Raw genomic sequence first — 26,158 nt, 5'->3', positions numbered from 1 at the left:
GCGGCTTTCCTGAAGTAATAAGCGCCCCGGAATTTCTCAAAAATTCCGGGGCGCCAATGCTTTACCCGGCGATCTTCACCAGCGCGTGCCGCTTTTTCCCTGCCGACAGCTTGATCGGGCTGGCCAGCGCCTGCGCATCCACCATCAACCCGGCATCGGTCAGCGGCTGGTCATCCAGCTTCGCGCCGTTTTCGGCAATCAGGCGCTTGGCCTCCTTGCCCGATCCAGCCAGCCCCGATTTGACGATCAGCTGTACGATGGAAATCCCGTCACCCACATCCTCCGGAGACAATTCCAGCGTCGGCAAATCATCCCCGACGCCGCCTTTCTCGAACACTTCCCGCGCCGTGGCCTGCGCCTTCGCCGCCGCATCGGCCCCGTGCAGCAGGGTCGTCACCTCGTTCGCCAGGATCATCTTCGCCTCGTTGATCTCGGCTCCCGCCAGCGCGCCCAACCGCTCGCACTCGTCCACCGGCAACTCGGTATAAAGCTTCAGGAACCGCCCCACATCGGCATCCATCGTGTTTCGCCAGAACTGCCAGAACTCGTAAGGCGACCGCATATCCGCATTCAGCCACACCGCGCCATCCGCCGACTTGCCCATCTTGCGCCCGTCGGCGGTTTCCAGAAGGGGCGAGGTCAGGCCATAGATCTCCTGGTCCAGCACCCGTCGCGTCAGGTCGATCCCGTTGACAATATTGCCCCACTGGTCCGACCCGCCCATCTGCAACAGGCAGCCATAGCGCCGGTTCAGCTCCAGAAAGTCATAGGCCTGCAGGATCATGTAGTTGAACTCAAGGAACGACAGCGACTGCTCCCTGTCCAGCCGGGATTTCACCGATTCAAACGACAGCATCCGGTTGACCGAGAAATGCCGCCCGATATCGCGCAGGAACTCCAGGTAATTCAGATCGTCCAGCCACTCCGCGTTGTTCAGCATCAGCGCATCGGTCGGCCCGTCACCATATTTCAGGTAGCGCGCAAAAACCTGCTGCATCCCATTGATATTGGTCTCGATCTGCTCAGGCCCCAGCAGCGGACGCTCGTCCGACCGGAAACTCGGATCACCCACCTTCGTGGTACCGCCGCCCATCAGCGTGATCGGCTTGTGCCCCGTCTTCTGCAACCACCGCAGCATCATGATGTTCAGCAAGTGCCCCACATGCAACGACTGCGCCGTGGCGTCATAACCGATATAGGTTGGCACCACGCCTGCGCTCAGGGCCTCGTCCAGCCCCTGGTAATCGGTGCAATCGGCCAGAAAGCCGCGCTCGATCATCGTGGCCATGAAATCCGATTTGGCGTGGTAGGTCATATCGCTTGTCCCAGCTGGTTTTGCGCGGCATGTATAGGGATGGTTCAGGCGAAGGAAAAGGCCATGTTGAAGGCCGGTTTGAAGAGCGGCCCGGTCTGGGCGCTCGGGGCGATGTCGGGTACCTCGCTGGACGGGGTCGATGCCGCCATGGTCCAGACCGACGGCGAGACGATCTTTGCCTTCGGCGACAGCGCCTATCGCGATTATTCCCCCACGGAAGAGGCCGTGCTGCGCGACGCTCTGGGCAAATGGCCCGATGAACTGGGGCAGGAGGTTCTGCCGCTCGTCCAGCAGGCCCATGTCGATGTCCTCTCGCGCTTTGAAGGCGCGCAGATCATCGGCTTTCACGGCCAGACCCTTGCGCACGAGCCGCAGGGGCGCGGCACGCACCAGCTTGGCGATGGCGAGGCGCTGGCCATGCATCTCGGCCTGCCGGTGGTCTGGGATTTTCGCTCCGCCGATGTGCGTCTGGGCGGCGAGGGCGCGCCGCTCGCCCCGTTCTTCCACTTCGCCTGCGCCAGGTGGATGGGCGCCGACCGCCCTCTGGCCTTCCTCAATCTCGGCGGCGTCGGCAACATCACCTGGATCGACCCCAGCCGCGACCGCCCCGATCAGGACGGCGCGCTGCTTGCGTTTGACACCGGCCCCGCCAATGCCCCCGTCAACGACCTTATGATGCAGCGCCGGGGCGAACCCTGCGACCGCGACGGCGCGTTGGCACTGCAAGGCACCGTGGCCCAGGGCGCGCTCGAACTCTTTCTCGACGAGCCGTATTTCCGCAAGATCCCCCCGAAAAGCCTCGATCGCGATGCGTTTTCCGACCTCTACACCCTCGTGCACGAACTCAGCGACGCCGACGCCGCCGCCACCCTCACGGCGATGAGCGCCGCGGCGGTGCTGCAGGCGATGGAGCATTGCCCATCCCCGCCCGAACGCCTGCTGGTCTGCGGCGGCGGGCGCAAGAACCCTGTCATGATGGCCATGCTGCGCGCTGCCCTCGACGCCGTGGTGGACCCGGTCGAGGCGGTGGGCCTCGACGGGGATATGCTCGAAGCACAGGCGTTCGGCCACCTCGCCGTGCGCGTGCTACGCGGCCTGCCCACATCCTGCCCCGCGACAACCGGCGTCGCGGCGGCAGTGGCAGGCGGAACTGTCAGTTGGCCGGACGGGAGCGCGCGATGAAATACGACCTCGACACCGGCATGGGAACCCGCATCGGTCTCGTGGTGCTCAGCACCGACGAGACACTGGAAACCGAGGCGCGCAGCGTGCTCGCAGGCCGCGACGTGGCCGCGCATCACACCCGCATTTTCTCGGACAACGAGGTCACCGCCGAAAACCTGATTTCCATGCAGGAACGCATGGCCGCCTCCGCCTCGCTCTTGCCGGGCGAGCTCGATGCCGTGGGCTATGGCTGTACCTCCGCGTCGGCACTTATGGGCCCCGATCTGGTCGAAGGGCAGGTGCAGCTGGCGCATCCTGGCGTCCCCGTCACCAACCCGATCAGCGCCGTGGTCGCCGGGCTGCGCGCGCTCAATGCCTCCCGCATCGCGATGGTCACGCCATACTCGGCGCAGGTCATCGCGCCCATGCGCAGCTTTCTTGAATCGCGCGGCATCGAGGTAGTGCACAACCTCAGCTTCGGCGAAACCGACGACCGCCGCGTCGCGCGCATCACCGAAAGCTCCACCCACGCCGCCGTCACCGAGGCCGCCGAGGCCAAGGGCGTGCAGGCCATCTTCACCTCCTGCACCAACCTGCGCACCTTCGGCGTGATCGACACGTTGGAATCCGAGCTGGGCCTGCCCGTCATCAGCTCCAACCAGGCGCTGCTGTGGCACGTACTGGGCCGTGCCGGAACCGATGCGCGCGGATGGGGCCCGGGGCGGCTCTTCCAGACCGAGGGCGTGCGCACCGCCGTCGCCTGACTACGGCGCGGCACTCCCGTCCCGGGCCTCGTGCCTATGCATCACGCGAAAACCCCCTGCCAAATGGCCCGTGCCGCTTCCGCGCAGATATCGCTTTGGCGCTGCGTCGCGTTCTGGCACTCTTCCAGAGCACCACGCCGGAAAGGGCCATACCATGAAAGACGCTTCGCACGCCTCTATCCCATGGGGCATCAACAACGACTACGCCAAGCTGCGCCATGTCCTCTTGGGCAAGCCCGAACACTACCGCTGGGTCGAGGCCGGGCCTCTGATCGGTCGCACGCTCGCCAATGCGGAGCACACCGGCCACCGGTTCGACCTGCAACTGGCCATGAAGCAACACGCCGAGATGGTGTCGATCTACGAAGAGAACGGCGTCACCTGCCACTATCTCGACGCCGACCCGGTGCTGCATCGCAATTTCTTCGCCCGCGACAGCTCTGCCATGACGCCCTGGGGGCCGCTGATCTGCCATATGCAGTTGAAGTGCCGCCGCGCCGATTACGTCACCGCGATCCGCTTCTACCAGTCACACGACATCCCCATCTGGCAATTCGCCACCGCCGGGCATTTCGAGGGCGGCGACTTCAACATCATCGAGCCGGGCCGCGTCCTGATCGGCTATTGCGGCGAACGGTCCGAGAAAGCGGGCAGCGAGCAGGTGGCCGAGTTCGTTCGCGCCGAAGGGTGGGACGCCGTAGTGGCCCCGATCAGCCGCGAATTCGTCCACATGGACGGCCTGATCGTGCCGCTCGCCCCGAAATTGGCCGTCGCCTGCATCGACGCGATGGAGCCATGGCTGGTGGACATCATCCGCGGCTGGGGGATCGAGATCATCGACGTGGCCTACCGCGAGGCCAAGGCGCTTGGCGTCAACCTCGTGGCGCTCGGCGATGACAAGGTGCTGTCCATGGCCGGCGCCACCGACCTCAACGCAAAAATGCGCAGCTTGGGCTTCACCGTCTACGACCCGGATATGTCGATGTTCACGCTGGGCGGCGGCGGCGTGCATTGCTTGTCCCAAGCGCTGTGCCGCGATGACGCGTAAACTTCCGCGAAATCGCGCCGCAGTGCTGCAAAGACGGGCAGGGCGCTGCAAAGCCCGGTCGCCAAAGGGCGAAAATCCCCGTCGCGGCAACAGAAACCTGACAGAACGGCGACAACCGCTGTAAACTGAGGGCAATGCGGCATGACCGTCACCGAAGAAAATACAAAAACGGCCGCCAAAAGGCCGGTCCAACAAGGAGAAGAGAATGGATTTCCTCGATAAACTGACGCGCGACCTGCGCACGCGCCGGATCTCACGCCGCCGCTTCATGCAACAGGGCCTCGCCGCCGGGGCGACCGTCTCGGCCCTCTCCCTGACCGCCGACATGGTCCACGCCCAGACGCCGAAGAAGGGCGGCCATTTCCGTGTCGCCCGTGGCCACGGCGCGACCACCGACAAGCTTGATCCCGGCGTGATCGAGAACGGCTACACGATCGGCCTGTCGCTTGGCGGCTACCAGGGCTACCTGACCCAGATCGGCACCGACGGCAGCCTGGAACCCTCTCTCGCCGAAAGCTGGGAATCCTCGCCTGATGCCAAGACCTGGACGTTCAAGCTGCGCGACGGGCTGGAATTCCACAATGGCCGCACGGTCAAGGCCAGCGATGTGATCGCCTCCATCAACCACCACCGGGGCGAGGGGAACACCTCCGCCGCCGGCCCGCTCGTGGCGCCTGTGGTCGACCTCAAGGCCGATGGCGACCTGATCGTTGTGGTCGAGCTTGAAAGCGGCAACGCCGACTTCCCCTTCATCATGACCGATTACCACCTGCCGGTAATGCCCGCCAATGACGACGGCACGATGAACTGGCAGGATCTGATCGGCTGCGGCTCCTACGTGCTCGACAATTACGATGCCGGCGTCAGCTCCAGCCTGTCGCGCCACGCCAACCACTGGTCCGACGACGTGGCCTTCTTTGACACGGTCGAGGTGCTGTCGATCATCGACCAGAACGCCCGCACCTCGGCGCTGGTCTCGGGCGACGTGCACGTCATAGACCGGGTCGACCTCAAGACCGCCGCGCTTCTGGGCCGTCGCGACGGGGTCAACCTCAAGACCACCACAGGCACACTGCACTACTCGCTGCCCATGCTCTGCGATACCGACCCTTATACAGACAACAACATCCGCCTCGCGGTGAAATACGCCATCAACCGGCAGGAACTGGTGGACAAGATCCTCTTCGGCTACGGCGAGGTCGGCAACGACCATCCCATCGGCTCGGGCCAGCGGTTCTACAACGACGAGCTGGAACAGCGTCAATACGACCCCGACAAGGCCAAATTCCACCTCAAGGAGGCCGGCATGGACTCGATCCAGATCGAGATCATGGCCTCCGAGGCGGCCTTTGCCGGCGCGGTGGACGCGGCCATCCTGATCCAGAACTCCGCCAAGGGCGCGGGCATCGATCTCAAGGTTAATCGCCAGCCCAATGACGGCTTCTGGGCCGATCACTGGATCAAGTCGCCCTTCATCACCAGCTACTGGAGCGGCCGCCCGGTGGAGGACCAGATGTTCTCGACCACGTATCAGACCGGCGTGGCGTGGAACGAATCCAAGTGGTCCAACGAACGTTTCGACAAGCTCTTGGTCGAAGCGCGCGCCGAACTCGACGAGGCCAAGCGCCGCGACATGTATTTCGAAATGCAGAAGATTCTGAACGAACAGGGCGGCTCGGCCATCCCGATGTTCGCGTCTTACGTCTTCGGCGTGGGCGACGACGTTGGCGTGCCCGAAGAGCTTGCCACCAACTGGGATCTCGACGGCGAACGCTACATGGAACGCTGGTGGCTCAACGCGTGACCTGAAGGGCAGCGGCGGCCGGGTGCGCCTCTGCCCTTCAAGTTCATACGGCTCTGATCCGGCGCGTCATATAGTGCGTCGCGTGTCTTCCCGGCGCGCTCCCCCCGTCTGCTAAAGCGCCGCATGTACTTGCGCGATGCTGTTTTGCGCATGGGTGACGACATCGCTTTCGAAAGTGTTGGCGCTCGTTCTCATTGTACCGCTGTTCCATTCTATGGAACTTGCCAAAGCACAGGAGATCAGCGGCGCCGAGAACGATGTGCCGCAAACATGTGGACCACTGCCCAGAACGCCTTGCCGACCCGGGACCGTGCGGTCATCCCCGCCAAAACACGACAGGTTGGCAATGTCGGGATGCGTGGCATAGCTCGAATAGGCCGTTCTCACGTTGTCAGATCCCACGGCACTGGCGATCACCATGCGGTCGCACACGGACAGTTCGTGCTGACCGACGCTGGGCTTGCCGGTATTGCCCGCGGCCAGCACGGTCCATGTCGTTTGCCCTGCCAGCTCAAAAATGCGCGGCAATATCATCGAATGCAGATGTCCGACCGGCACCACCCTGTTGCAATCCGGGCAGAAAACACTGTCGCCGCTCGGCGCGACCGACAGGTTGATCACGTCAGGCCGCGTTTCGGCGACCATGTGGGCATGGGCTTTCGACAGGCTCAGTACCGTCACGTCAGACCGGCCGATCGCGACCCTGCCGAACACCAGTTCAGCCTGGCCATCCATCACTGCCGAAATAATCCGGCAAACCAGCGACCCGTGATTCTGCCGGTCTGTCACCACACTGTCGGGGACTTCGACTGGCTGCGCTCCCATGTAGTCGAAACACCTCAGATTCGTGAAATTTTGCAGCTGATCGGCAGACAGGCCGCTGTCCAGCACCGCCATCCGATACGGGTTTGATCGCGCTGCAATCATCGGCTTGAATGCGTCGATCACTGTTTGCATCGCGGGCGAGAACGGGGCTGGGGCGTTTGCGGCGGGCCCGCCGAACGGCAGAATATAATTCGGCTCCACCACCGCTTGGTGGTCGCGGATCATATCGGCCAGAGCTGCCGACAGCTTGGATACGGTTAGCAGCTCAAGCCCCTCGGGCACATGCTTGACATGAAGAAACCCCTGACCGCTATAGTCTGGCGGCACCACGGGCTCCAACCCTTCAGGCAGCAATGGCACGTAATCCGTCTCGCCCGGGATGCTCCACTTGCGGGTACGCTTGATCATCTCGTGCAGTCGACCGAAGGCCAGGACCTCTCCCGGCTTGAAGTTACACATCCGGCTTCGCCTTCCAAGTCAGTTTCAGGCTCAGACTGGCCTCGGTCCGGGCCGAAATGATGGCCCAGCCCGCCTTGCCCTCAAACAGCAGGTTCAGCCCCATCTCGATCGTGTCCGGCGGGTTGCCTGCGGCAGCCAAGTTTTCCCAGAATGCCTTCATCGGTTCGGCGAGCGCCGCGCCGATACCCGGCAACGCTTCCGAGGCTTTCTGCATCTCTTCGGTATTGTCGGTTGCCGCAAGTGTGCTGTGCGGAGGAACGAAAACCAGTTCCATGGCCTTACTCCAATCTGATTTTTTGCAATAACCTCAAGGTAGCATGAAATTCGGTCCTAAAGGAGTAGAATAATGCCGCCGAAGGCCACGATTGCGCGGCGCTGCAGAAAGAATGAAACGCGCGCAGTTCAACTCCGGTGTCGACCATGTCTACAAGGCCCGCGCACGCCTTGGTTGACTGCGTTTAAGGTGCAAAAGGCGGCAGACCCGTGCAGGGGCGAAAATCGCAAAGATTTTTTGGATACCGCCTTTGCTGCCGTAACCGCCTGCAGCATTCTTACATAAAGCATTGATATGTCGATTTAAATTTGATTGCTCGACGAGGGGGCAGACCAGGATGTTGCACCCATCCGTTTTTACAATGTGCCATTGACACGCTATCCTGTGACCCTCAGCCTAAAAAAGTCACGAAACATCAGGGAGATTTGAAATGGCTAGATTTTTGCCCAAGTCACTCGCGGCAGCCGTCGCAGCCGGACTCGCGCTCAGCGCAAGTGTCGCCAACGCCGAGACATGGCGCTACGCGTTCGAAGAAGCGCTCGACGAGGTGCAGGGCGTCTTCGCGCAGAAGTTCAAGGAAGAGGTCGAAGCCAATTCCGACCACACTGTTCAACTTTTCCCCTATGGCACTCTCGGCGAATCCGCCGACACGATGGAACAGGCCCAGACCGGCATCCTGCAATTTGTCGATCAAAGCCCCGGCTTCACCGGTTCGCTGATCCCCGAGGCGCAGGTCTTCTTCGTGCCGTACCTTCTGCCGCAGGACACCGAGAAGCTGGGCGAGTTCTTCCGCACCTCCAAGGCCATCAACGAGATGTTTCCCGAGCTTTACGCCGAGCAGGGGCTGGAACTCCTGACCATGTTCCCCGAAGGCGAGGTCTGCATGACCACGCAGGAACCCGTCACCGGGCCGCCTGACCTCGACCAGGTCAAGTTCCGCGTCATGACCAACCCGCTCTTGGTGGAAAGCTACAAGGCCTTCGGCGCGACACCCACGCCGCTGCCCTGGGGCGAGGTCTACGGCGCGCTTCAGACCGGTATCATTCAGGGCCAGGAAAACCCGATGTTCTTCATCGAGTCGACCAAGATGTACGAGGTGACCGAGGTCATCACCTGCGCCGGTCACAACAACTTCACCACCGCCGTGATGGCCAACAAGGACTTCTATGACGGCCTGTCCGAAGAGGACCAGACGATGATCCAGAACGCGATCGACGTCGCTTTCGACCACATCATCGACTACCAAAAAGGTCTTCACGAAGAGAGCATCGAAAAGATCAAGGAAGCCAAGCCCTCGATGCAGGTCAACACCCTCAGCGAGGAAGAGCGTCAGCCCTTCGTCGAGGCAGGCGCCTCGGTAGAGGAAACGTTCCTCGAAATGACCGGCGAAGGTGGCAAGAAGATCCTTGACCAGCTCAAGGCCGATCTCGAGGCCGTGCAATAGGCGTAAAGCCGTGCGGCGGCTGCGCTTCGCGCGTGGCCGCCGTGGCATCCTACTGAATGCGGGGACAGCCCATGTCAGACGAACACGGCTCACAAATACAGTCGCAGACCGACACGACCGGAACCGACGACGAACCCACAGGCGAATACGTCTCCACGCTGCCCGGGTTTCTCGGCACCATCGACATCCTGATAAGCAAGATCGAGGCGGTGATGCTCGCCGTGGGCGTCCTGCTGATGGCGGCCAATACCATCGCCAACGTGGTCGGGCGCTTCGTCTTTCAGAACAGCATCTTCTTTTCCGAAGAACTGAACCGCATCCTCATCATCCTGATCACTTTCGCCGGGATCAGCTATGCCGCCCGCCATGGCCGGCATATCCGCATGTCGGCGATCTATGACACCATGCCGCCCAAGGCCCGCAAGCTGATGATGATCGTCATCACGCTGGTCACCGCGGTGTTCATGTTCGGCCTGGCATACTACGCCTATACCTACATCCTCACGCAGGCCGGCCGCGGCCGCGTGCTGCCCTCGCTTCAGATCCCGGTCTGGATCACACTGGTCTGGGTGCCCGTGGGCTTCTTCATGACCGGGGTGCAGTACCTGCTGACCGCGATCAAGAACATTATCGACAAGGATATCTACCTCTCGACCGCCGTGCTCGAAGGGTATGACGATACCGAGAAGGAGGTCTGACCGATGGCCCTTACCATCTTTTCCATCATGGTCGTCCTTCTGCTCCTGGGCTTTCCGATGATGATCCCGCTGATCGTCGCCGCCTTCATCGGCTTCTACACCATGTTCGGCGGTTTCGGTCAGCTTGAGACGATGATTCAGCAGATCATGGCCGGCATCCGGCCCGCCTCGTTGATTGCGGTGCCGATGTTCATCTTCGCCGCCGACATCATGACCCGTGGCCAGTCCGCCAATCGCCTGATCGACCTCGTGATGGCCTTCGTGGGCCACCTCAAGGGCGGGCTTGCCGTGTCCACCGCCGCCGCCTGCACGATGTTCGGTGCCGTCTCGGGCTCGACCCAGGCCACGGTGGTGGCCGTCGGCTCGCCGCTGCGCCCCCGGATGCAAAAGGCAGGCTACAATGACAGCTTCATTCTCGCCCTCATCGTCAACGCCTCGGACATCGCCTTCCTGATCCCGCCCTCCATCGGCATGATCATCTATGGCGTGGTGTCCAACACCTCCATCGCCGAGCTTTTCATCGCCGGCATCGGGCCGGGCCTGCTGATCCTGTTCCTCTTTTCGGTCTACGCCTGGATCTACGCGGTCCGCAACAACGTGCCGACCGAGCCCAAATACAGCTGGGGCGAACGTTTCAACGCCGGGCGCAAGGCGCTATGGCCACTGGGTTTCCCGGTGATCATTATCGGCGGCATCTACGGCGGCATCTTCAGCCCGACCGAGGCGGCGGCGGCCTGCGTGCTCTACGCGCTGGTGCTCGAGGTCATCATCTTCCGCGAGATGGACCTCAAGGGCGTCTATGAGACGGCCAAGTCCACCGGCCTCATCACCGCCGTCGTGTTCATCCTCGTCGGCGTGGGCGCCGCGTTTTCCTGGGTGATTTCCTTTGCGCAAATTCCGCAGGAAATCCTCGGCTCCATCGGCATTGACGAGATGGGCCAGATCGGGGTGCTTTTTGTCATCTCCATCGCTTTCTTCGTCGGCTGCATGTTCGTCGATCCGATCGTGGTGATCCTGGTTCTGGTCCCGATCTTCGCGCCGGTGGTCGACTCCGTTGGCCTCGACCCGGTGCTGGTTGGCACGATCATCACGCTTCAAGTCGCCATCGGCTCGGCCACGCCGCCCTTCGGCTGTGACATCTTCACGGCCATCGCGGTGTTCAAACGGCCCTACATGGAAGTGATCCGCGGCACGCCGCCCTTTATCTTCATCCTGCTGTCGGTCGCCGTGCTGCTGATCTTCTTCCCACAGATCGCCCTGTTCCTGCGGGACCTGGCCTTCGACAAGTAACCGGAGGAGAGACATGTACAAATCCATACTGGTGCCCTTTGACGGGTCGCCCAATTCCGAGCTGGCGGTCGACAAGGCCATCGAGATGGCCGCGCTCTGCGGTGGGGCCGCGCTGACGATCCTGACGGTCTATCGCCACCATTCGATGCTCGAGGCGTCGCTGTCCATGGTCCGCCCCGACGATCCGGGCAACATGGACGACGCCATGCGCACGCACGCCGAAGAGGTCGTCGGAACCGCCAAGAAGCGCGCCCAGGATGCCGGCAAGACCGACGTCCGCGCCTTCGTCAAAGCGGGCCCGACGTCGCGCAACATCGTGAAGTTCGTCGAGGAACACGGCATCGACCTGATCGTCATCGGCCGCCGCGGCATGGGCTCGATGGAAGGCTATCTTCTGGGCAGCGTCTCGCAGAAGGTCACTTACCTGTCGCCGGTGCCGGTGCTGATCGTGTAAGCCCACACGCCACCCTTTCCCGGGCCTGACCCGGGACTTCCTTGTCTCCTGCGCCAATTTCCCGACCAAGCACCGATCTTTTTCCCCGCTCGTGCGTTCTTTCCTCAGCCAATAACGACCAGGAGCGTGTAAAGTGCAGGACGCAACCCGCGGCCAATCCGCAAATCATCCCACCGAAATACCGCGACGCGGGTGGTGGGACATACTTCTCAGGGTCAAGTCCAAGATCGTGGCCGACCACGTCTCGGTAGTCTCTGCCGGTGTCGCCTTCTTCGGCCTGCTGGCTATCTTTCCCGCCGCGACCACTCTGATTTCCATCTCCGGCCTGCTGCTGGACCCATCGGATGTGGCAAGCCAGCTCGAGGCGCTTGTCGCCATGCTGCCGCAGAATGCCGCCGCCATCATCGAAGAACAGGTCCTTCAGGTCACCGGCGGCGACGAAACCGCGACCGGCTTTGCTGCGCTATTCGGGCTGCTCCTGGCACTCTACGGCGCGACCAAGGGCATGATGACCCTCATGGAAGGCATGAACATCGCCTATGACGAGGCGGAGAAACGCGGCTTCATCCTACTCTATGCAACCGGCATTGCCCTCACGCTTCTTGTTATAGTCGGGCTTATTATTGCGATTGGCGCAATGATCGTCCTGCCTGCGCTGATCGGCTATCTCGGTCTGCCCGAAACGGTCGAGACGGCGATCATCTGGTTGCAATGGCCGCTTTTCACGTTCTTGACGGTCTTGGGGTTGTCGGTGCTTTACCGCTTTGGACCGTCACGGGCGAACGCTCGGTGGCGTTGGGTCAGCCCCGGTGCGGTGGTCGCGACAATCCTGTGGCTGATCGGCACGGTCGGGTTCTCGATCTACGTCCAGAACTTCGGCAGCTATAACGAAACCTACGGCACGCTCGGCGGAGTCATCATCCTGCTGACATGGCTGTGGCTGTCGTCCTTCATCGTACTGGCCGGGGCCGAACTGAATTCCGAGATCGAACACCAGACCCGCAAGGATCCCACCACAGGCCCGGCGCAGCCCGAGGGGCAGCGTGGCGCCGTCAAGGCCGACACCCATCCGCACGGGCAGTCGGACAGCGCATAATGCTAAGCGGCGACCAAGCCGCGCGTCGCTCTACTCCCAAAAGAAAAAGCCCCGGCAAAACCGGGGCCTCTCCATCTTCACTGTCAAAGTCACTTATGCGCGGCGACGCCGCCGTCCACCGCGTCCGCCACGTCCGGCGTCTTCTTCACCGGCTTTAGGCGGGGCCTTGTTGAACTTGATCCACTCGCCGCCATGCGGGTCGTTGTTGGTCAGGAAGTTGGCTGCGCGAATGGCTTCCATTTCCTTGCCGGCACGCGGCTTGGTGCTGCCCAGTTCGAAAAGCCGGCAGAAGGTCTCGTCGTCCATGTCCTCGGGGATGATGATCCCCGCGGCCTCGGCCTCGGCCCGCTTGGCGGCCTTGTCGGCTTCTTTCACGGGCAGGGCGATCGGGTTCATGATCGCGCTGGTCATGCCCGCGCCCATCGCCATCGGCAAGAAAGCGTTGTTGATGCCGTGCCGGTTGGGCAGGCCGAAGCTGATGTTCGACGCACCGCAGGTGGTGTTCACGCCCAGTTCCTCGCGCAGACGCCGCACCAGCGTGAAGACCTGCAGACCGGCCGTGCCCATCGCGCCGATCGGCATGACCAGCGGATCGACCACGATGTCATGCGCCGGGATGCCGAAATCGGCGGCCCGTTCCACGATCTTCTTGGCCACGGCAAAGCGCACGTCGGGGTCTTCGCTTATGCCGGTGTCGTCGTTCGAGATCGCCACCACAGGCACGTTATATTTCTTGACCAGCGGCAGAACCAGTTCCAGCCGCTCTTCCTCGCCGGTGACCGAGTTCAGCAGCGGACGGCCCTCGCAGGTCTCAAGCCCCGCTTCCAGCGCGCCGGGCACAGAGCTGTCGATGCACAGCGGCACATCGACCAGCCCCTGCACCAGTTCCACGACCTTGCGCATCAGCGGCGGCTCGGTCTGGTTGGGATCGGGGTTCGAGTTGTAGACAACGCCCGCGTTGATATCCAGAACCGTCGCTCCGGCGGCAACCTGCGCGATGGCGTCGGCTTCCACGGTCGAGAAATCGCCCGCTTCCAGCTCCGCGGCCAGTTTCTTGCGGCCGGTCGGGTTGATCCGCTCGCCGATCACGCAGAACGGCTGGTCGAACCCGATGATGGCGGTCTTGGTTTTGCTTTCGACGATAGTACGCGTCATGACTTATCCTTGCTTGGCGGCGGGCACAGTCGACGCGCCACCGTTTTCGATCGCCCACTCGGCATTGGTCTTGATGCCGCCCAGCGGGAAGAAGTGAACGTTGGTGATGTTGAAGTCCGGATTCGCCGCCTTGTGCGCCGCCAGCTTGGTCAGAACATCCGTGGGCTCGTAGGGCAGCAGCAGCTTGGACACGTCCATCGCGCGCTTTTGCAGCACCTTCAGCGACGGACCCACGCCGCAGGCGATGGCGAACTTGATCAGTGTCTGCAGCTTTGCAGGCCCCGCGATGCCGATATGGATGGGCAAGGTCACACCGGCCGCGGCCAGGTCGTCGGCCCATTTGATGATCGGGTCGGCGTCAAAGGCGAACTGCGTGGCCAGCGCCATCTCGGCGTCGGTGCGTTCCGAAAATTTCTGTTTCCACTGAACGGCATCCTCGACGTTCTTCATGCTGCCATCGGGGTCGATGTCGCGGTTGCCCTCGGGGTGGCCCGCAACGTGCAGCCGCTTGAATCCCGCCCGGTCGAACGCGCCGGTTTCCAGCAGTTGCATCGAGCTGTCGAAATCGCCATGCGGATCTTTCACGCCGCCGGCCAGCACCAGCGCCTGGTCGACGCCCGCTTCGCCTTGGTAGCGCGCGATCCAGTCTTCCAGCGTCGCCTGGTCCTTGATGATCCGCGCCGGGAAATGCGGCATCACCTTGTAGCCCTCGGCGGTCACGCGCTTGGCGGTCACCACCATGTCCTCGATCGGCGTGCCTTCGATATGCGCGATGTAGACGCGCGTGCCTTCCGGCAGCAGGTCGCGGAAATTGTCCACTTTTTCGGCGGTGCGCGGCATCACCTCGATGGAATAGCCATCGAGAAACGCCTCGACCTGCGGGTTCACCGTGCGCGCGCCCGGCGCTTCACGTTTCTTGAAGTTCAAAAGCGCCATCGCGGCCTCCCAGAAAGATTTCCGACCCGTGCTCACGACGAGCCGGCCCAACCGTCATTCGCGATCAGCTGCTTGATGCGCACCTGATCGTATTCCTTGTCCAGCCGTGCGGCCTCGGCCTCGGCCACCGCGTCGGCCTCGCCCTCCACCTCGTAGGGTGCGGCTTTGCGCCACTCGGCGAGATAGGCATCGGTATCCTCCGCGCCGATCTTCATCGCGGCGCGGTCGATGGCCTGCTCGAACCGCTCGGGCAGGGGGCGCTTGGACCCGCGCCGGCCTTTGCCGACGATCACCTGCGCGGGGATGTCCCGCCAGTATACCACAGTCACATCAACCATCGCTGATTCCTCTACCTCGGTTGACTCTCTCTAATTCACCCGCTGCCTCCGACAGGGTCGTTTTTCGACTTAACGACGTCATCCAGCGACGTCACCCTATCCGCCATGCCGTTTCAAGGCCACCGCAAGGCACCGGAAAATGATTCAAGTTTATCCCGTGCGTGGCTCAAAGCTTGCGCGAAGCGCACGCAACCACTACCTTCAAGGTAACTCGAAATGGAGGGCGTGAGTTATGGCGCCCAAGCGTCCCGAAAGTGCGGGCGCGGTCCCTCGTTCAAATGGACGGCAAAAGGTTGAAAGCCCCGCACTGATCTCGCCCGAATCCGGCTCGCTTTATGCGGCGCTGGATCTGGGAACGAACAGTTGTCGTATGCTGATCGCCCGACCTGACGGTGCTCAGTTCAAAGTTGTGGACAGCTTCTCGAAATCGGTGCAGCTGGGGCAGGGGCTGGAACAGAGCGGCAAGCTGTCGCGCGCCTCGATCTACCGCACCATCCAGGCCCTGCGCGTCTGCCAGCAAAAGCTCAAGCGCAACAAGGTCAAGAACATGCGCCTCGTGGCGACCGAGGCCTGCCGCCGCGCCTCCAACGGTGCCGCCTTCATGAGTAAAGTGGAGCGGGAAACCGGCCTGCGACTCGACATCATCGAGCCGCAGGAAGAGGCGCAGTTGGCCGTCGTCTCCTGCGCCCCTCTGGTCAGCAAGAAGACCGAGCAGCTTCTGGTGGTCGATATCGGCGGCGGCTCGACCGAGCTTGTCTGGATCGACCTCACCAACGTGCGCCCGCGCGAGCGGGCCTCGGCCATCATGCGGATGCATGGCGGGTTTCCCGACGCGCGCCGCGGCGATGGCCCGTCGGCCCGCGTGGTCGACTGGATCAGCGTGCCCTTGGGCGTGGCCACCCTCCGCGACCAGTTCAACGATGTCGAGGATGACGCCGCCCGCTTCGCACTCATGAGTTGGTTCTTCGAGGAAAACCTCGCAGAATTTGCCCCTTACAAGGACGAGCCGCCCCGTGATGGCTTCCAGATCGTCGGGACCTCCGGCACTGTCACCACCGTCGCCGCCAGCCATCTCGGCCTCAAACGCTATGACCGCAACAAGGTGGACGGGCTGCGCATGACCTCCGATCAGATCGACCGGGTGATCCGCGACTACCTCGCCATGGGCCCCGCCGGCCGTCGCCGCGATCCGCGTATCGGCCTCGACCGTCAGGCGCTCATCATGTCGGGCGCCGCGATCCTTCAGGCGCTTCTGCGCTGCTGGCCCACGGACCGCCTATCGGTGGCCGACCGCGGCCTGCGCGAGGGGATGCTCTACGCCCAGATGGCTGCCGACGGCGTGCTGATCGAAGGACAGGACTGATGACGCAGGATACGCCGGATCAGACCTCATGGCCGCTGCCGAAGTTCAGCTTTCTCGTCTCGTGGGACGACACCGAGCTCAGCTTTCAGGAGGTCTCCGGCCTTGATGCCGAGAGTGACGTGATCGACTATCGTGCGGGCAACTCCAAGGTTTTCTCCGCAATCAAAATGCCGGGCGTGCAAAAGACATCGAATATCACGCTGAAACGCGGTGTCGTGACCGGTGATCACGGCGTCTGGGACTGGTTCAACGCGATCAAAATGAACACGATCTCGCGCAAATCGGTCACCATCGCGCTGGTGGACGAGACGGGCAAACCGACGATGACGTGGACCTTGCAGAATGCTTTCCCCGTCAAGATCAGCAGCACCGATCTCAAGGCCGAGGGCAACGAGGTCGCCATCGAGACGTTGGAAATCGCCCATGAGGGCATAGAGATAGCGAGCAGGTAGCGACATGGCCAAGACACCCACCGGAAAGGGTCCCACGGGCAAGAACACCTCTGGCCGCGGCCAGCGCGACCTGACCGTCAAGGTCAAGACCGCCAAGGGCCGGCGCAGCAGTTCCACCCGCTGGCTGCAACGGCAGCTCAATGACCCTTACGTCAAACGCGCCCAGGCGGAAGGCTATCGCGGCCGCGCCGCCTACAAGATCATGGAGCTTGACGACAAGTTCCGCTTTCTGGTCCCCGGCGCGCGCGTCGTCGACCTTGGTTGCGCCCCCGGCGGCTGGTGCCAGGTGGCCGTGCCGCGCGTGAATGCACTGGGCGAGAAATCCGGCAAGGCTCAGGGCTATATCCTCGGCATCGACCTGCAAGAGGTCGAACCCATCGCGGGTTGCGAACTGCACGTGCTCGACTTCATGGAAGACGACGCCGACGACAAGGTGAAGGAATGGCTCGGCGGGAAGGCGGATGTGGTCATGTCCGACATGGCCGCGTCTTCCTCGGGCCACAAGCAGACCGACCACTTGCGCATCATCGCGCTGTGCGAGGCCGCGGCCTATCTCGCCTTCGACGTGCTGGAAGAGGGCGGCACCTTTGTCTCTAAGGTGCTGGCCGGAGGGGCCGAGGGCGATCTGCAGAAATTGCTGAAGCAACGCTTCACAAAGGTGGCCAACGTCAAGCCACCCGCTTCACGTTCCGACAGTTCCGAGAAGTTCGTGGTCGCTACGGGCTTCCGGGGCTAAAGCACCGCGGGCCTGGCCTCAAAGGACAGTTCCGCCAACTCGCGAAACACCAGGGCCGCGTTGCCGTCGGTGATCTGTCCGGCCTTGGCCCGGTCACGCACGCGCCGCGCCGCATTCTCTTGGCGTAACAATTCGAACAGCCGCGCGTGGCGGGACATCGGGATATGGTCCGGTCTGCTTTGCATGTGGCCTCAACGAGAGTTTCGCTCATTGTCGAGCGAACTCCCTTACATTCCATTAAGGCGGTTTTGGCTCGCTCATCGTTCGATTTGCGGGCAGGGTTTAAAAATCCCTTGCCACCAGAGATCCCGGATCAGGTCCGGGATAGCGTCTTAACCAAATTCGTAGGGTGGGTGAAAACCCACGCGACCTCCGCGCGCCGTTTTCACCCTATCTTCACATCTTTCCGACCGCCCGGTGCGCAGCGCACGCCCTGTTAATCTGGTCCCGGCGAAAACGGCACCGTCGCGAAACCACCCAAATACCGACGCGATACCGACGCCGGAAACGGGCGATCGCAAAAATTAACCTCTCTGCCGCCTTACGCCTCGCGCCCGTGCCGCACCAGCCGCGCATGCAGACGCCGCGCAGCCGGCGCCCCGGCTTCCAGCGCAAAAACATATGCATGGGTCAGGTAAAAGCACGACGCGTCCAGATCGTTCGCCGCATCCGCTGCTTGAGTGTACAAATGCACCAGCGCGGCGCTGTCATGCGCCTCGTGCGCGGCGATCATCGCGTTGTCCAGAACCGCACTCATTCCGCCGCCTTTCCCATACCCCGATAGGCCTCGATCTTGCCGGCGACCCAGGCGTGAAAACAATGGGTCGGGCTGTCCATCACCGGCGAGAAACGGCCCCCGTCGAACTGGTCCGCGTGCCGCCCTCGCTGCATGCCTTCGACCACAAAGATGTCCTCTTCGAACACCGTCTTCCAAAGCTGCGTGTTACGCATCCGCAGCCCTTCATCACTATCGGGCACCGAATAGTAGAGGTGGATATGCTCGACCGTCTTCTCGGGGCCTTTGGGCTCCAGGATGATGGCGAAGGCATGGTCGCGATGCACACCCAGCAGAACGTTCGGGTAAACCGCGATATACTCCGCCTGTTCATTCCACTTCGCCCCAACCCCTTCAAAATCAGGGAATTTTTCGCCGTTCTCGTTGGTCAGTTGACGATAGACCATCGTACCCTGACCCGAGAATGCACCGGGCTCCTCGATGTTGTAGTGGTCCTCCAGCTTGGAGTAGCTGTTGAGCCCCGGATGCACCCAGGGCAGGTGGTAGCTCTCGCAATAGTTCTCTACCGCCAGCTTCCAGTTGGTATTGACCTCGAACTCGATCTTGCTGTCGAACCCGCCGTGATAGACCGGCAATTCAAATTCCGACCAGCGCGCGATGACCTCCTTCATGGCCTCCTCGAAGTCCGGCGCATCGCCCGAGACATTGACCCACACGACATCGCGCCACACGTGGCTGCGCACCTCGATCAGGCCCAGATCGTCGCGCTTGATGGCGTCGTGCGTGTTGTGACCGGGCCCGCCCACATGCGGGGTCGAGACCAGCTTGCCCTTGGTGGAATAGCACCACGAATGATAGGGACAGCGTATCGCGCCTTCGATCTTGCGCGGCTCTTCCACCAGGATCATGCCCCGGTGACGGCAGATGTTCTGAAACACCCGGACATCGCCATCCTTGTCGCGCAGCAGTAGCAAGGGCATCCCCAGAAACTCGATCGGCTTGGCGTCACCCGGCTCCGGCACATCGGCCGCGACCGACAGCCCGGCCCATTGCGTATAAAGCAGCGCCTGCCGCTCCTCGGCGTAGATGGCGGGGTCGATGTAATGGGCGTTGGGAAGGCCGTTGGCCTTGTCGACACTGGCGCGAACGGCAGACAGATCGGTGAACGTTGCAGACATCGGTAACACATCCCCTTGGCTGGTGATGTTCACCGATTGCCTGAAATCGCGCCGGAAAAACCGACGATTCACGACACGAATTTCCGCAAAGCGACTGTCTCAAGACAGAGGAGATCTGCGGCCTAGCGGAATTCCTCTTTCAGGCGCAGCAGGCGCGCATGAAATACCGGCACGTCTTCCAGAGCCACAAGCCCGGCTTGCCGCGCGACCGGCAGCGCCTTGGTCAGCCCCGGACCAAGGTATTCATATACCATACGAGCCGCGCGCCGCCCGGTCACTTTCTCGCGCACGGTGCGTGTCGCATACCCTTCCCAGATATTGGACTGGAAGGAGGTTTCGGGCGTCAGGAAATTGAACGAACAGGCCAGCGAATTGCGGTGCGTGACCAGCGCCGCCACGCCTTCCTCCTGCCGCATGATCAGGCCGCGGAACTCCCGGTTTGAGGGTTCGGTAGAAAGACCCTGGTTGCGCATCGCATCACGCGGCTCGAAGCCGCGCAGGAACGTATAGGGCGCCTCGCGGTGGACGTGGACAAGACCGATGGTAAACAGGGTGTCGTCGATGAAGGACCGCCGGACGAAACTGTAGAAGCCGCTGGGAAACATCTCTTCGGGCACGGCGGTGGGCGACGCGCCGAAAAAGCCTGACAGGAAAGAATGCCCCAGAAGTTCGGGCGACGTCGCGAAGATCGACTCGACCGGTTCCAGAAGGATCCGGGCATCCACATCGAAGAACTCGCAGATTCTTTGCAATAGGTCGGGCCGTGGAAAGCTCTCACCCGACAGGTATCGATTGAACTGCGTCCGGTTGATCCCGATCTCCCTGCAAAGGCCGGAGATCGAATTGTACGATGCACTAAGGATCTGTAAGTTGCGCCCGAATATACCACGTACAACCGCAGGATCGGAGGACTTGGTCGGTGGTTCAATTGATGGCGTTTTCCGGGTCAAAACAGCATCGATTCGTTTTCCGGCCATACGCCTTCCATGATATCGCGATTGGACTTTATGCACTTTTTACACGAAGTTGCATGGCTCTGTCTAGGATCTGACGCGCTTTAGCGTCAGTTTGGTCAGCTGCTGACACAAATGCGTTGCACTGATGCTCCAGATTTCGAGTGATCGGCCTCTTGCAGTGGCCTATCCTGAATTCAGGATAGAAGCGAGGGTGCTATGTACGGTGCAGTATTGTGGGCTGATCGGTGCGCGAACCGCGCGCTGATATGGTGCGAAGATCATGGTGAATTGGCCTTTTTCGAAGGTGAGTCAAGCGAGTACGCCGACGCTTCGAATTTCGAGGAGGGCGACTTCGTCGCGTTCAAGATCCGCGATGGTCGCGGCATGCGCCTTGCGTTCGAGGTCAAGGTTGTTGCAACCGACGAATATCCCCGCCTCGCCGCCGATTTGCTCTGTGCCAACCCGGATAGCGATCCTGGACACGCCGCTGCGACGCACCGCGACGACCGCAAGATCCTGCCATTTCCAGCCAAGGCCGGCGTGAACGCCCGCAACGATGCGCCGCCGCGGCAGTCCAGAGCTCGGCTTGGAAACGTGAAGCTGTCCCGCTAGGCTTACCAGGATCGCGGATCAGTTTCCGCGGGACAACGCCGCAACGCCTGTACGGGCGATCTCTTCAAGGCCCAACGGACGCATGAGGTCGGCGAAAGCGTCAACCTTTTCCGACGTGCCGGTGATCTCAAACACGAAGCTGTCCAACGTGCTGTCCACTACATTGGCACGGAAGATATCCGCCAGCCGCAACGCTTCGACACGCTTGTCCCCGGTGCCGGTGACGCGCAACAGCGCCAGCTCCCGCTCTACCGCGCGGCCCTCGACGGTCAGGTCGTGGACTTCGTGCACCACCACGATCCGGCCAAGTTGCGCCTTGATCTGCTCGATGATTTGAGGCGTGCCAGTAGTGACAATGGTGATGCGGGACATATGGCCGGTGTGATCCACTTCGGCCACGGTCAGGCTGTCGATGTTATAGCCGCGTCCTGAAAAGAGGCCGATCACGCGGGCCAGAACGCCCGGCTCGTTATCCACGATGACGGCCAGCGTGTGGCGCTCTTCTGCGTCCGAAAACGTGGGCCGCAAGTTATAGGCGGAATGGCTGGACGCGCCTTTCTTGATTTTCAGGGCTGACATGGGAGTAATCCTTTTAAGATTGTCGTGCAGGGCAGGGAAGGGGGTGGCCTAGACCAGCACCGCCCCGCCTGCGTCGATGGCATCCGCGGTCGACGCAGTCTCGCCCAGCAGCATCTCGTTGTGGGCCTTGCCCGACGGGATCATCGGGAAGCAGTTCTCGTGCTTCTCGACCAGGCAATCGAAAATCACCGGTCCGTCGTAGTTCAGCATCTCCATGATCGCATCGTCCAGATCGGCAGGATCCGAACATTGGATACCCTTCGCACCGAACGCTTCTGCCAGCTTGACGAAATCGGGGAGGGCGTCAGACCACGAGTGCGAATAACGCTCGCCATGCAGCAGCTCCTGCCACTGGCGCACCATGCCAAGGCGCTCGTTGTTGAGAATGAACTGCTTGACCGGCAGGCGGTATTGCACCGCTGTGCCCATTTCCTGCATGTTCATCAGCCACGACGCCTCGCCCGCGACGTTGATCACCAGCGCCTCGGGATGGGCCACCTGAACGCCGATAGAGGCCGGGAAGCCGTATCCCATCGTGCCCAGACCGCCGGACGTCATCCAGCGGTTGGGGTCTTCGAACCCAAGGTATTGCGCCGCCCACATCTGGTGCTGGCCCACTTCGGTGCAGATGTAGCGATCATGCCCTTTGGTCAGCTCTTCCAGACGGTGCATTGCGTGTTGGGGCTTGATCGTCTTGCCCGCTTGGCTGAAGGCCAGGCAGTTGATCTTCTTCCATTCTTCGATCCGGCCCCACCAGTTGCGAATGGCTTCACGGTTGACCTTGCTGCCGCGCTCTTTCCAGACCGACAGCATCTGGCGCAGAACCTCCTTCACGTCGCCCACGATGGGGAAGTCTGTCCGGATCACCTTGTTGATAGAGGACGGGTCGATATCGATATGTGCCCGCTGCGACCCGGGCGAAAACGCGTCCAGCCGCCCTGTGATCCGGTCGTCGAACCGCGCGCCGATATTGATCATGAGGTCGCAGTCATGCATCGCCATGTTGGCTTCGTAGAGGCCGTGCATGCCCAGCATACCCAGCCAGTTCTTGCCCGACGCCGGGTAGCAGCCAAGGCCCATCAGGGTCGATGTGATCGGGATACCCGTCACCTCGACCAACTCGCGCAGAAGCGCGGTCGCCTCGTCGCCGGAATTGATGACGCCCCCGCCGGTGTAGAATATCGGCCGCTCGGCCTGCTCCAGCGCCTCGACCAGTTCGGTGATCGTGTCGATGTCGCCCGTGGTCTGGGGCTGATAATGCGAGGTCTTGGTCTGCGCAGGCTCCAGGTACTTGGCCGAAGCGAACTGCACGTCTTTCGGGATGTCCACCAGTACCGGACCCGGACGGCCCGAGGTCGCCACGTGAAACGCCTCGTGGATGGTCTGGGCCAGACGCTCGGTTTCCTTGACCAGCCAGTTGTGCTTGGTGCAGGGGCGGGTAATGCCGACCGTGTCGGCCTCCTGAAATGCGTCAGAGCCGATCATGAATGTGGGTACCTGGCCGGTCAGCACAATCAGCGGGATCGAATCCATAAGCGCGTCGGTCAAGCCAGTCACCGCGTTGGTCGCCCCTGGACCCGAGGTCACCAGAACGACGCCCGGCTTTCCGGTCGACCGGGCATAGCCTTCGGCGGCGTGCACCGCACCCTGCTCATGCCGAACGAGGATGTGCCGGATGTCGTTCTGCTGAAAAATCTCGTCATAAATCGGTAGCACCGCGCCGCCGGGATATCCGAATACGACGTCCACACCCTGATCCTTCAGGGCCTGAACCACCATTTTCGCTCCGGTCATCTGACGTGTCATCTTTTTGCTCCGTTCATGACGTATGTCTCATTCTGTTACGCATAAAAAAGCCCCCGGAGGGATCCGAGGGCGCATGGGGTACCGTTATGGTGTCCGTTACCGGCCCATGCGCCATTTACCTACGACTACGATTAGCGATGCCATTTTAGGCGACTCCTTGCTGCGTTCGGGGACATTATGTGCGGCGCTAAGAAGCGTCAACAGGATTTCCGTGAAAAATGTCGCGCGAGAGGGCGGTTTCTTTGCATTTGTTGCGCAAAAATTGGCGCGGCAGAAACGCGCAGGTTTGCAAGATCGTCACGGACCCTTCCGAGAGGTGTTACACTCGTGTGACAACCTTGGGGTGATTTGACGCCATCACCATCCAGGAGACCAGCCATGAAAGATGCTGACCACACCCGTTTGAGCGCCGACGACTGGGACGAAAAGATGCATCCGCGTCCCGAAGAGACCGAGTTCGACCGCGTGGTCGAGGCCGCCATTTCGCGCCGCGGCTTTCTGGGCGGGGTCCTGGCCTTTGGTTCGGGCGCAACGGCGATGGGCATGGGGCCCGCGCTGCTGTCAGGCACCACTGCGCAGGCGCAAACGGCGAGTCGCTTTGCCTTTGGGCCGATCGCGATCCAAACCGACCACACCGTTCATGTGCCCGAAGGCTACGGATGGGACGTGCTGGTGCGCTGGGGCGATCCGATTTTCCCCGATACGCCGGAGTTCGATCATGACACCGGCGGCGCCGTCGACAGCGCCGACCGCGTCTTTGGTGAGAACACCGACGGGATGGAAAGCTTTCAGGTTGGAGGACGCCAGATTTTGGCCATCAACCACGAATACACCAATCCCGAGGTGAACCTGCCCCATACCGAGGACGGCACGCCGACTGGCCTCGACGATGTGCGCAAACTGCAAAACCTTCAGGGTGTCGCGGTGATCGAGGTCGCCGAAGATGCGGAGGGCTGGATTGTGGTCAAGGACAGCCCGCTGAACCGCCGCATCACCCACCTGACGCCGATGACCATCGCGGGTCCGGCTGCTGGGCATGAGCTGATGAAGACCAAGGCCGACCCGACCGGCACCGAAAGCCTGGGCACCTTCAATAACTGCGGATCGGGTAAAACGCCCTGGGGCACCTATCTGACCTGCGAGGAGAACTTTAATGGCTATTTCGGTGCCACCGGTCAAATCAAAGCCAGCACCGAGGTCATTGCGGGGTACGAAAGGTACGGCATCGGCCCCGATGGCTGGGACTACGATTATCACAAATGGGACGCGCGTTTCGACGTCTCGAAAAATCCCAACGAGCCGCACCGGGCCGGCTGGGTGGTCGAGATTGACCCCGCCGATCCCGAAAGCACGCCGGTCAAGCATACCGGCCTTGGCCGGTTCAAGCACGAGAATGCCGAGGTGGTATTGGCGCCCGATGGGCGGGTCGTAGTCTACATGGGCGACGACGAGCGGGGCGAGTTCATGTATCGGTTCGTATCGAACGGCACCTACACGCCGGGCGGCTCTACCGAGGGGCTGCTGGATGACGGCACACTTTCGGCGGCAAAGTTCAACGACGATCAGACCGGTGAATGGCTGGCTCTGACGCCAGAGACGACGGGCATGGACAGCCTTGCCGAGAGCCGGATCTTTGCCCGTCAGGCGGGCTCGGCGGTCGGCGCCACGACCATGGACCGCCCGGAGTGGATCGCAGCGAACCCTCATGCGGTGGAGGCCTATTGCTGTCTGACCAACAACAAGAACCGTGGCGTCAAACCCAACGCGGGCGGGGATGAGACCCCGGTCAACGGTCCCAATCCGCGCCAGACCAACAAGTATGGCCAGATCGTCCGCTGGAGACCAGAAAATGACGATCATGCCGCTGACCGTTTCACTTGGGACCTCTACGTCATGGCGGGCAACCCCGACGTCTACAACAACACATATGGCGGTTCCGAGAACATCACGGCTGGCAACATGTTCAACTCTCCCGACGGGATGGCCTTCGACACTGCGGGTCTGGTCTGGATCCAGACCGATGGCGACGACAGCAACGCGGGCGAATTCGAAGGCATGGGCAACAACCAGATGCTGGCGGGCGATCCGGTGACCGGCGAAATCGCCCGGTTCCTAACGGGGCCGAAAGGATCCGAGGTGACAGGGCTGACCTGGTCGACCGACCGGCGCACGATGTTCGTAGGCATACAGCATCCCGACGCGCCGTTCCCCGATGGCGAAGGCAAGCTGCCGCGGTCCTCGATCATAACCGTCAAGCGAGAAGACGGAGCGCCGCTGGGATAAAGCAAATACGCACGAATTTCAGGCCCAAGTGTCTTCTTTAGAAAACACTTGGGGCGTATGGCCTACATCATGTGGCCCAGCGTGCCCATCATATAGTCGCGGTTGTAATGTAGGGATTGCACGCGCGGATCATCCTGGGATTTGCGCATTACCGTGTCGTAGTCTGCGAAACAGATCAGCTGCGCTTCGTTCTGGATGATGCGGATGTTGAGATCATTGAGATAAGCGGTGCGAAACCTGTCGGCCAACCGCTGCGACGCGAAGTTGATGATCGTCGTGGTGCCGCCCGCGTTGTTCTGAAGGCCGTAGCACACGGCTTTCTGGCGGTCGAAGGTAAAGTCGGCGAACTCCACCGTGCTTTCGCCGTAGTCTTCTTGAACGTTCTGCATGGTG

The 26,158-nt window shown here is 61.8% G+C and carries 27 protein-coding genes; 14 read left to right on the top strand and 13 right to left on the bottom strand.

All coding sequences use genetic code 11. The annotated features are described in order from the left end of the window. Positions 1-61 precede the first annotated feature (61 nt). Positions 62-1,315, bottom strand: coding sequence for a tyrosine--tRNA ligase (gene tyrS, locus FIU86_RS09825; protein WP_152474922.1), 1,254 nt, complete (start codon positions 1,313-1,315; stop codon positions 62-64). 63 nt (positions 1,316-1,378) lie between these two features. Here tyrS and FIU86_RS09820 point away from each other — a divergent pair, with 63 nt between their 5' ends. The 4 genes from FIU86_RS09820 (at position 1,379) to FIU86_RS09805 (ending at position 6,095) form a co-directional block, all read left to right on the top strand. After that, positions 1,379-2,497: an anhydro-N-acetylmuramic acid kinase gene (locus FIU86_RS09820; RefSeq protein ID WP_152474921.1), complete on the top strand. Its 1,119-nt coding sequence runs from the start codon at positions 1,379-1,381 to the stop codon at positions 2,495-2,497. Then, entirely contained in the window at positions 2,494-3,243 is a 750-nt protein-coding gene (locus FIU86_RS09815) for an aspartate/glutamate racemase family protein (RefSeq protein WP_152474920.1), read from the top strand. The genes FIU86_RS09820 and FIU86_RS09815 overlap by 4 nt, the downstream gene beginning before the upstream one ends. Positions 3,244-3,397: 154 nt before the next feature. Continuing rightward, positions 3,398-4,291, top strand: a complete 894-nt coding sequence (locus FIU86_RS09810; protein WP_152474919.1) for a dimethylarginine dimethylaminohydrolase family protein — start codon at positions 3,398-3,400, stop codon at positions 4,289-4,291. A gap of 205 nt (positions 4,292-4,496) precedes the next feature. Beyond that, positions 4,497-6,095, top strand: coding sequence for an ABC transporter substrate-binding protein (locus FIU86_RS09805; protein WP_152474918.1), 1,599 nt, complete (start codon positions 4,497-4,499; stop codon positions 6,093-6,095). A 111-nt stretch (positions 6,096-6,206) separates the two neighbouring features. Here FIU86_RS09805 and FIU86_RS09800 read toward each other — a convergent pair whose 3' ends face one another. Together FIU86_RS09800 and FIU86_RS09795 are read right to left on the bottom strand one after the other, a co-directional pair. After that, entirely contained in the window at positions 6,207-7,379 is a 1,173-nt protein-coding gene (locus FIU86_RS09800; protein WP_152474917.1) for a S8/S53 family peptidase, read from the bottom strand. Further along, complete coding sequence (locus tag FIU86_RS09795; protein ID WP_152474916.1) at positions 7,372-7,653, bottom strand: CU044_2847 family protein; 282 nt, start codon at positions 7,651-7,653, stop codon at positions 7,372-7,374. Before FIU86_RS09795 ends, FIU86_RS09800 begins: the two co-directional genes overlap by 8 nt. A gap of 430 nt (positions 7,654-8,083) precedes the next feature. Here FIU86_RS09795 and dctP point away from each other — a divergent pair, with 430 nt between their 5' ends. The 5 genes from dctP to FIU86_RS09770 all read left to right on the top strand — a co-directional run bounded on the left by dctP (position 8,084) and on the right by FIU86_RS09770 (position 12,635). Beyond that, the gene (gene dctP, locus FIU86_RS09790) at positions 8,084-9,097 is read left to right on the top strand and encodes a TRAP transporter substrate-binding protein DctP (protein WP_152474915.1); all 1,014 of its coding nucleotides are present in this window, start codon (positions 8,084-8,086) and stop codon (positions 9,095-9,097) included. 71 nt (positions 9,098-9,168) lie between these two features. Continuing rightward, positions 9,169-9,795 carry a TRAP transporter small permease gene (locus tag FIU86_RS09785; RefSeq protein WP_152474914.1) on the top strand — a complete coding sequence of 209 codons (627 nt, stop codon included), beginning with the start codon at positions 9,169-9,171 and terminating at the stop codon, positions 9,793-9,795. A 3-nt stretch (positions 9,796-9,798) separates the two neighbouring features. Further along, positions 9,799-11,085 (top strand): TRAP transporter large permease, encoded by a 1,287-nt coding sequence (locus FIU86_RS09780; RefSeq protein ID WP_152474913.1) that lies wholly within the window; start codon positions 9,799-9,801, stop codon positions 11,083-11,085. 13 nt (positions 11,086-11,098) lie between these two features. After that, positions 11,099-11,539, top strand: a complete 441-nt coding sequence (locus FIU86_RS09775) for a universal stress protein (protein ID WP_152474912.1) — start codon at positions 11,099-11,101, stop codon at positions 11,537-11,539. Between the two features lie 133 nt (positions 11,540-11,672). Beyond that, positions 11,673-12,635 carry a YihY/virulence factor BrkB family protein gene (locus FIU86_RS09770; protein WP_152474911.1) on the top strand — a complete coding sequence of 321 codons (963 nt, stop codon included), beginning with the start codon at positions 11,673-11,675 and terminating at the stop codon, positions 12,633-12,635. Positions 12,636-12,728: 93 nt separating this feature from the next. Here the strand turns inward: FIU86_RS09770 and FIU86_RS09765 are convergent, their stop codons facing one another. The 3 genes from FIU86_RS09765 to FIU86_RS09755 are packed head-to-tail and all read right to left on the bottom strand — an operon-like array spanning position 12,729 to position 15,064. After that, entirely contained in the window at positions 12,729-13,790 is a 1,062-nt protein-coding gene (locus FIU86_RS09765; protein ID WP_152474910.1) for a methyltetrahydrofolate cobalamin methyltransferase, read from the bottom strand. Positions 13,791-13,793: 3 nt separating this feature from the next. Continuing rightward, the gene (locus FIU86_RS09760; protein ID WP_152474909.1) at positions 13,794-14,726 is read right to left on the bottom strand and encodes a methylenetetrahydrofolate reductase; all 933 of its coding nucleotides are present in this window, start codon (positions 14,724-14,726) and stop codon (positions 13,794-13,796) included. A gap of 32 nt (positions 14,727-14,758) precedes the next feature. Then, the gene (locus FIU86_RS09755; protein ID WP_152474908.1) at positions 14,759-15,064 is read right to left on the bottom strand and encodes a virulence factor; all 306 of its coding nucleotides are present in this window, start codon (positions 15,062-15,064) and stop codon (positions 14,759-14,761) included. Positions 15,065-15,296: 232 nt separating this feature from the next. Between FIU86_RS09755 and FIU86_RS09750 the strand changes: the two genes are divergently transcribed. Genes FIU86_RS09750 through FIU86_RS09740 form a run of 3 tightly spaced genes read left to right on the top strand, consistent with a single transcriptional unit; the run spans position 15,297 to position 17,615 of the window. Continuing rightward, on the top strand, positions 15,297-16,427 hold the full coding sequence (locus FIU86_RS09750; protein WP_152474907.1) for a Ppx/GppA phosphatase family protein: 1,131 nt from the start codon (positions 15,297-15,299) through the stop codon (positions 16,425-16,427). Continuing rightward, positions 16,427-16,879, top strand: coding sequence for a phage tail protein (locus FIU86_RS09745; RefSeq protein WP_152474906.1), 453 nt, complete (start codon positions 16,427-16,429; stop codon positions 16,877-16,879). Before FIU86_RS09750 ends, FIU86_RS09745 begins: the two co-directional genes overlap by 1 nt. Before the next feature lie 4 nt (positions 16,880-16,883). Continuing rightward, a complete protein-coding gene (locus FIU86_RS09740) occupies positions 16,884-17,615 on the top strand; it encodes an RlmE family RNA methyltransferase (protein WP_152474905.1) in 732 nt (243 codons plus the stop codon). Here the strand turns inward: FIU86_RS09740 and FIU86_RS09735 are convergent. The 4 genes from FIU86_RS09735 to FIU86_RS09720 all read right to left on the bottom strand — a co-directional run bounded on the left by FIU86_RS09735 (position 17,612) and on the right by FIU86_RS09720 (position 20,281). Then, entirely contained in the window at positions 17,612-17,800 is a 189-nt protein-coding gene (locus FIU86_RS09735; RefSeq protein WP_152474904.1) for a hypothetical protein, read from the bottom strand. The two genes, FIU86_RS09740 and FIU86_RS09735, sit on opposite strands and share 4 nt — an antisense overlap. A gap of 356 nt (positions 17,801-18,156) precedes the next feature. Next, positions 18,157-18,372 carry a hypothetical protein gene (locus FIU86_RS09730; RefSeq protein ID WP_152474903.1) on the bottom strand — a complete coding sequence of 72 codons (216 nt, stop codon included), beginning with the start codon at positions 18,370-18,372 and terminating at the stop codon, positions 18,157-18,159. After that, positions 18,369-19,529: an aromatic ring-hydroxylating dioxygenase subunit alpha gene (locus FIU86_RS09725; protein WP_152474902.1), complete on the bottom strand. Its 1,161-nt coding sequence runs from the start codon at positions 19,527-19,529 to the stop codon at positions 18,369-18,371. The genes FIU86_RS09730 and FIU86_RS09725 overlap by 4 nt, the downstream gene beginning before the upstream one ends. A gap of 122 nt (positions 19,530-19,651) precedes the next feature. Beyond that, entirely contained in the window at positions 19,652-20,281 is a 630-nt protein-coding gene (locus FIU86_RS09720; RefSeq protein WP_368373161.1) for an XRE family transcriptional regulator, read from the bottom strand. A 492-nt stretch (positions 20,282-20,773) separates the two neighbouring features. Here FIU86_RS09720 and FIU86_RS09715 point away from each other — a divergent pair, with 492 nt between their 5' ends. After that, on the top strand, positions 20,774-21,097 hold the full coding sequence (locus tag FIU86_RS09715) for a hypothetical protein (protein ID WP_152474901.1): 324 nt from the start codon (positions 20,774-20,776) through the stop codon (positions 21,095-21,097). 18 nt (positions 21,098-21,115) lie between these two features. Here the strand turns inward: FIU86_RS09715 and ilvN are convergent, their stop codons facing one another. Further along, positions 21,116-21,676, bottom strand: a complete 561-nt coding sequence (gene ilvN / locus FIU86_RS09710) for an acetolactate synthase small subunit (RefSeq protein WP_152474900.1) — start codon at positions 21,674-21,676, stop codon at positions 21,116-21,118. A 48-nt stretch (positions 21,677-21,724) separates the two neighbouring features. Continuing rightward, entirely contained in the window at positions 21,725-23,482 is a 1,758-nt protein-coding gene (locus tag FIU86_RS09705) for an acetolactate synthase 3 large subunit (RefSeq protein WP_152474899.1), read from the bottom strand. 378 nt (positions 23,483-23,860) lie between these two features. On the opposite strand from FIU86_RS09705, the gene FIU86_RS09700 reads away from it, so the two are divergent. Further along, positions 23,861-25,765, top strand: a complete 1,905-nt coding sequence (locus FIU86_RS09700; protein WP_152474898.1) for a PhoX family phosphatase — start codon at positions 23,861-23,863, stop codon at positions 25,763-25,765. Between the two features lie 62 nt (positions 25,766-25,827). Here the strand turns inward: FIU86_RS09700 and FIU86_RS09695 are convergent, their stop codons facing one another. After that, positions 25,828-26,154 (bottom strand): hypothetical protein, encoded by a 327-nt coding sequence (locus FIU86_RS09695; protein WP_152474897.1) that lies wholly within the window; start codon positions 26,152-26,154, stop codon positions 25,828-25,830. Between the last annotated feature and the right edge of the window lie 4 nt (positions 26,155-26,158).

Origin of the sequence: Roseovarius sp. THAF9 (assembly GCF_009363715.1) — a bacterium.
Taxonomy (GTDB): Bacteria; Pseudomonadota; Alphaproteobacteria; order Rhodobacterales; family Rhodobacteraceae; genus Roseovarius.
This window is presented reverse-complemented; position numbering and strand designations above follow the sequence as displayed.

Coding starts and splice junctions, on each gene's coding strand:
- FIU86_RS09800 (WP_152474917.1), bottom strand. CDS start 7,379: ATGTGTAACTTCAAGCCGGGAGAGGTCCTGGCCTTCGGTCGACTGCAC.
- FIU86_RS09805 (WP_152474918.1), top strand. CDS start 4,497: ATGGATTTCCTCGATAAACTGACGCGCGACCTGCGCACGCGCCGGATC.
- FIU86_RS09775 (WP_152474912.1), top strand. CDS start 11,099: ATGTACAAATCCATACTGGTGCCCTTTGACGGGTCGCCCAATTCCGAG.
- FIU86_RS09725 (WP_152474902.1), bottom strand. CDS start 19,529: ATGTCTGCAACGTTCACCGATCTGTCTGCCGTTCGCGCCAGTGTCGAC.
- FIU86_RS09735 (WP_152474904.1), bottom strand. CDS start 17,800: ATGCAAAGCAGACCGGACCATATCCCGATGTCCCGCCACGCGCGGCTG.
- FIU86_RS09815 (WP_152474920.1), top strand. CDS start 2,494: ATGAAATACGACCTCGACACCGGCATGGGAACCCGCATCGGTCTCGTG.
- FIU86_RS09760 (WP_152474909.1), bottom strand. CDS start 14,726: ATGGCGCTTTTGAACTTCAAGAAACGTGAAGCGCCGGGCGCGCGCACG.
- FIU86_RS09780 (WP_152474913.1), top strand. CDS start 9,799: ATGGCCCTTACCATCTTTTCCATCATGGTCGTCCTTCTGCTCCTGGGC.
- FIU86_RS09820 (WP_152474921.1), top strand. CDS start 1,379: ATGTTGAAGGCCGGTTTGAAGAGCGGCCCGGTCTGGGCGCTCGGGGCG.
- FIU86_RS09755 (WP_152474908.1), bottom strand. CDS start 15,064: ATGGTTGATGTGACTGTGGTATACTGGCGGGACATCCCCGCGCAGGTG.
- FIU86_RS09810 (WP_152474919.1), top strand. CDS start 3,398: ATGAAAGACGCTTCGCACGCCTCTATCCCATGGGGCATCAACAACGAC.
- FIU86_RS09730 (WP_152474903.1), bottom strand. CDS start 18,372: ATGAGTGCGGTTCTGGACAACGCGATGATCGCCGCGCACGAGGCGCAT.
- FIU86_RS09765 (WP_152474910.1), bottom strand. CDS start 13,790: ATGACGCGTACTATCGTCGAAAGCAAAACCAAGACCGCCATCATCGGG.
- dctP (WP_152474915.1), top strand. CDS start 8,084: ATGGCTAGATTTTTGCCCAAGTCACTCGCGGCAGCCGTCGCAGCCGGA.
- FIU86_RS09695 (WP_152474897.1), bottom strand. CDS start 26,154: ATGCAGAACGTTCAAGAAGACTACGGCGAAAGCACGGTGGAGTTCGCC.
- FIU86_RS09750 (WP_152474907.1), top strand. CDS start 15,297: ATGGCGCCCAAGCGTCCCGAAAGTGCGGGCGCGGTCCCTCGTTCAAAT.
- tyrS (WP_152474922.1), bottom strand. CDS start 1,315: ATGACCTACCACGCCAAATCGGATTTCATGGCCACGATGATCGAGCGC.
- FIU86_RS09745 (WP_152474906.1), top strand. CDS start 16,427: ATGACGCAGGATACGCCGGATCAGACCTCATGGCCGCTGCCGAAGTTC.
- FIU86_RS09705 (WP_152474899.1), bottom strand. CDS start 23,482: ATGACACGTCAGATGACCGGAGCGAAAATGGTGGTTCAGGCCCTGAAG.
- FIU86_RS09795 (WP_152474916.1), bottom strand. CDS start 7,653: ATGGAACTGGTTTTCGTTCCTCCGCACAGCACACTTGCGGCAACCGAC.
- ilvN (WP_152474900.1), bottom strand. CDS start 21,676: ATGTCAGCCCTGAAAATCAAGAAAGGCGCGTCCAGCCATTCCGCCTAT.
- FIU86_RS09785 (WP_152474914.1), top strand. CDS start 9,169: ATGTCAGACGAACACGGCTCACAAATACAGTCGCAGACCGACACGACC.
- FIU86_RS09740 (WP_152474905.1), top strand. CDS start 16,884: ATGGCCAAGACACCCACCGGAAAGGGTCCCACGGGCAAGAACACCTCT.
- FIU86_RS09700 (WP_152474898.1), top strand. CDS start 23,861: ATGAAAGATGCTGACCACACCCGTTTGAGCGCCGACGACTGGGACGAA.